The organism is Pseudomonas sp. RIT-PI-o (genome assembly GCF_001297215.1).
Taxonomy (GTDB): domain Bacteria; phylum Pseudomonadota; class Gammaproteobacteria; order Pseudomonadales; family Pseudomonadaceae; genus Aquipseudomonas; species Aquipseudomonas moraviensis_A.
Map to the genome: position 1 here is coordinate 1 of NZ_LHPA01000047.1, position 5,026 is coordinate 5,026.

Annotated in this window: 2 protein-coding genes and 2 pseudogenes; all 4 read left to right on the plus strand. The window is 54.0% G+C overall.

All coding sequences use genetic code 11. The features are described 5' to 3' along the window. A pseudogene (locus tag AEQ63_RS28705) lies at positions 1-936 on the plus strand (hypothetical protein); the annotation flags it as partial. Positions 937-1,385: 449 nt separating this feature from the next. Beyond that, positions 1,386-2,984, plus strand: coding sequence for a hypothetical protein (locus AEQ63_RS25930; RefSeq protein ID WP_064365357.1), 1,599 nt, complete (start codon positions 1,386-1,388; stop codon positions 2,982-2,984). Positions 2,985-3,813: 829 nt separating this feature from the next. Continuing rightward, complete coding sequence (locus AEQ63_RS25935) at positions 3,814-4,269, plus strand: hypothetical protein (RefSeq protein WP_064365358.1); 456 nt, start codon at positions 3,814-3,816, stop codon at positions 4,267-4,269. Between the two features lie 609 nt (positions 4,270-4,878). Next, positions 4,879-5,026, plus strand: a pseudogene (locus tag AEQ63_RS29420) (DUF6124 family protein); the annotation flags it as partial.

Genomic DNA, 5,026 nt, shown 5'->3' on the forward strand with positions numbered 1-5,026 from the left:
GCCTTCAACCTCGCCAAGTCGATCACCCTGAGCTACACCGTGACACGCGGCACCCAGGATCCGAAAGAGTCGCGGATTCGTGCACTGGCGGTGTCGCCCATTGCGCAAAGCGATTTGCCCGGGCCGTTGATCGTGCAGGCCTCCGAACAAGGCGAAGGGCCGGAATTGGACGTCAGTCAATTGACCACCAACGCCACCCTTCGCGCGAACAGTTACCCGCATATTGCGTTGAGACAATATGTCTGGCTGAAAGCGAAAGGGACATTAAAAGGCGGGGGCGACTACTCGAAAACCTTCTGGCAACCGCCGGGTTCGCAAACCAATGCGACGTGGATCGACCAGGGTTTTCACACCCACGACGGCTTTCCACTCCCCGACTTGCAAAGCCTGGAAGATGGCAGTGACCTGGAACTGAAGTTCAAGGCAGGCTTTGGCGGCAGTCAAGTCGAGACAGAGGCCGTGACGTTTGCCCTACGAACTTACAGGATCAAGGCCTACAAAGATTTCCAGGACAGAGTCACGTTTGAAAATGAAATTCCACTTGAACTCTGGCCTGGCTGGCGGTCGGGCACTCCAGAACCCATGTGGGGCATATATACATACAATGACCGACTCAACATTGATCCCGGCCTCTCACCAGCGAGCGGGACGGCTTTTATCCGAACATACAGGTATTCCACTCTAGGTAACGCGACATATATTTTTAGCATAAAGATAGGTCGAGAAGCTCCCGGCAATCCAAGCACGGTGGTATTGAACGTCAACAACATAGATATCACTCCTCCAACCTTAATCGAATCTATACACGTCATTGAACTCAGCGGTGAATTTACAGTGGCGCCGAACCAGGAAAGCATTTTGCGGATAAATATTGATACACCACAATCAGGAGCGGCAATGGCCATTCATGAAATCCTGGTAAAACTTAAAAAATAAACCCACGCAAAATCCAAACAGGCACGACCCACTTACATATTTATAAATACGCAGTTCAAGCTGAAAAATACCGCCTCGTTCAACCGAGGCGGTTTTGCGTTGCCGGGTGTCGATATAAAAACTCCACTATTAACCAGTCATTCAAACAGCGAGGCTTGACCGAGATTTTTCTGCTGACCGGGATGGCCTTTTCGCGAGCAAGCTCGCTCCCACAGTTTGACCGCATTCCAACTGTGGGAGCGAGCTTGCTCGCGAAGGCGGCGGCGTCACAGGCAATCTTCTCCCAAGAAAAAACCGCCGTTCCGCATCAACCGGAACGGCGATTTTTTAATCCATCAACGACCATTCGTCGGAGACATGTCGACACCTGTCAGATCTGACAGGTGCGCAATCGCCGATTACGAGCTCTGATAACCCCTGCCCATTCCCAACGCGCAGGAGCTTCATTCATGACCATCTCTACCCCACCGGACAACACCGTCCTCATCCTCAGCCCGCCCATCATCAACGGCCAGACCAAGCCTGTGGAAGGTGGACACACCGGCGTGCCTTTAGTGGCCCATGATCTCATCGGCGGCGCCATTGTCCACGCCGATCCACCGTTGTCGGGCACCATGGACCCCGGCGATGTCATGGAGCTCTGGCTTGAGGGTGAACTGGTCGCACTGGACAGCAAAACCATTGAGGATCCAAACGTGCGCACCATGTTGCGCATTCCCAAGGGTCGACTGCATCCGGACCAGGTCAACAAGCTGTACTACACCGTCAGGCGTGGCAACGACAATCGAGGCACTTCCACCCCATCGCTGGAAATCCTCTACAACCGTATCCGCCCGGGCCTGAAGGATCACCTGACCGACCCCGGCGGCCACTCCGAACTCAAGCTGCTGCTGCCCGACGTGATCAAGAACGGCGTCGGCGCGGATTTCGTCAGCGCCGAAGTGTGCGTGGCCTACCCGTATTGCCGGGCGTATGACGTCATCACCCTCACGTGCAACGGCGAACTGCTGGAACCCAAGCCCAGGGTCAGTCCGAATCAGGCGCCGCCACCGCCGAACCCCGGCGACGAAACCCCCATCACCATTTGCTTCACCGTCACCCGCGCCTTTCTGGACAAGGCGAAACGCCTGGACAACAAACTGCATTTTTCCTACACCGTCACCGATCAGATCGGCAACGGCCCGGATACCGATGCACCGTGGTCGCCGGTGCAGAGCGTGGATGAGGATCTGGATGGCAAGCGGGTGGACAAGCCCATTCTGCTGAAACGCAGAGAAGATTATCCCGGTGATGACGCGGAAACCATCGACCTGGAGAAACTGACGGGCAATCCATTGCTGCCAGACCTGCTGACCCAAGACAACCCCATGGCGCGGTATGGTTCCGGTGAAGTGTCGGCAGCTCGCACCTTTACCGAAACCCCCACACTGGAAATAGATACCACGCCAATGCTACTGGATGGGGCACATTTGTACCCTCCCCCCCCCCCAACCAGACCAGAGTATTTCCAGCCCATCGAGAAAGCGGCATACATACCTCCGGGCGCACATCAAACCCGACAAGCCCGTGGAGGGAGTCCTCCTTTTGAATACAGCTCTTCCAAACCCACAGTCGCTTCCGTTGATCCGGCAACCGGCCACGTCATCTCGAAAGGAAACGGAACCGCAATGATCAGCGTGCGTGACACGAAAGGAAATACCGTCAGTTATCAGGTTACTTGCGAAAACGTGTACGACCTCGTAGTCAGTGACGAAAGGCGTCTTCCATATGATCAAGCTGTCGCCTTGCTGTCATCCTTGGGTGCCCAACTCTTCACTGTTGACGAGACCCCTCTACAGAAACAGATTTACCAAGCGCTACTATTTGGAATCCAACAACCGAAAGGAAATGTTTTCATTTGGGCCACCACATTCATCCAGCCTAATGATTACTACCTTACCTATGCTTTACAAATCCCGATTCACCCAACCCATCCCGGATGGACGCAACAAAAGTCGATCGCAGACTACAATGCATATCCAATGGGATATAAATCGCGCATCGGCTGATGGCAAAGCCTCCAAGTCAGCGAATGGCATAAAAAAGCACAAAGGAGACGGATTTATTTAACCAGTGATTTAAACAGCGGGGCGCGATCGAGTTTTTTCTTTTGGCCGGGACGGCCCTTTCGCGAGCAAGCTGGCTCTCACAGGGAAAAGCATTCAAATGTGGTAGCGAGCTTGCTCACGAAGGGCCAGTGAGGTCGGCACAAATCGCCTTTTAAACCCAGGCGTTCAGAAGACACCTTCAGACACGCCTTTCAGGCTAAACACCCTTGATCCATTGCCTACAGCCACGCCAGAATTCACCAGTTTGTGCGCCTTGGGTCCGGGGGCATTTCGGTACGCCGGGATCCTTGAGCCTGGTCTGTTAACTCGCGTACGGCCGCCACCCTACCCACCCGACTTCACCCCACCGCCCCGTAAAACCGGTCGTGTGTACGTCGTGCCCGCAGGCTTCAAAACGAGGAACTGCTGGCCGATGTCCGCTAATCATCGCCAATGATCTCGGCCTTCTCATCCCGCGTCGCAGCGCCTGACGCTGTTGGGCGTAGCGCTGCTGATCATGCTCGGGGAGCTGGTGGTGGATCGGATGTTGAATCACTGGAGTCGCGGGGCCGGTGCAGGCAGGCTGAAGCCCTAAAGTGATTGGGAACGACCAACATGTGCTGAGGTCGAGCATTTGATACCCGGATGCCGAATACCGGTGTTCCAACGGACGAGGCTGTATTGGAGCCGCCGGTCGGATAACCCCGCACACCTGTCAGACCTGACAGGTGTGCGCTCTGCCTTGGCATGTTTTCATGAACTGCGTCTTCCTAAAACATGGAGATTCATCATGAATGCAACAAGCGAACAGGATTTCCAGGAAAGAGTCACGTTTGAAAATGAAATTCCACATGAACTCTGGCCTGGCTGGCGGTCGGGCACTCCAGAACCCATGTGGGGCATATATACATACAATGACCGACTCAACATTGATCCCGGCCTCTCACCAGCGAGCGGGACGGCTTTTATCCGAACATACAGGTATTCCACTCTAGGTAACGCGACATATATTTTTAGCATAAAGATAGGTCGAGAAGCTGCCGGCAATCCAAGCACGGTGGTATTGAACGTCAACAACATAGATATCACTCCTCCAACCTTAATCGAATCTATACACGTCATTGAACTCAGCGGTGAATTTACAGTGGCACCGAACCAGGAAAGCATTTTGCGGATAAATATTGATACACCACAATCAGGAGCGGCAATGGCCATTCATGAAATCCTGGTAAAACTTAAAAAATAAACCCACGCAAAATTCAAACAGGCACGACCCATCTCCATATTTATAAATACGCAGTTCAAGCTGAAAATACCGCCTCGTTCAACCGAGGCGGTTTTGCGTTGCCGGGCGTCGATATAAAAACTCCACTATTAACCAGTCATCAAACAGCGAGGCTTGACCGAGATTTTTCTGCTGACCGGGATGGCCTTTTCGCGAGCAAGCTCGCTCCCACAGTTTGACCGCATTTCAAATGTGGGAGCGAGCTTGTTCGCGAAGGGGCAATCAGGTCCGGCGAAGCTCTTCGATTTAAACGAAGCGTTTAAAAGACACCTTCAGACACGCCTTTCAGGCTACGAATTCTTGCGCCATTGCCTACAGCTACGCAAGAATCCGCCGGCTTGTGCACCTTGGGGTCGGGTTCTATTGTGGTGCGGTCGCTGAATGTTCAGTGATCGGGTTTAGCAGCCCGGGTTATCTCTAGACGCACAAGGTGTTGCCATTATGGCGGCTTTGCGTGGGGCACTTCGGTGCGCCGGGTTCTAGAGTCCTGGTCTGCTAACCCGCGTACAGCCGCCACCTCCTTCGTTAGCAGCGAACGGTGGCAGTTTCACCACTCTAGAGGCTTCGCCCATGATCAAACCAACACCCAACCCACCCGAAACCGACCCCACCTCCCCCTACGAATCCCTCGATTCCAAAAAACTCCACCAAGCCGCCGACCGCGCCCTCGATCACTACCTCTGCCCACCCGGCTCCACGCCACCACCCTTCAGCCCTC

Coding starts and splice junctions, on each gene's coding strand:
- AEQ63_RS25930 (WP_064365357.1), top strand. CDS start 1,386: ATGACCATCTCTACCCCACCGGACAACACCGTCCTCATCCTCAGCCCG.
- AEQ63_RS25935 (WP_064365358.1), top strand. CDS start 3,814: ATGAATGCAACAAGCGAACAGGATTTCCAGGAAAGAGTCACGTTTGAA.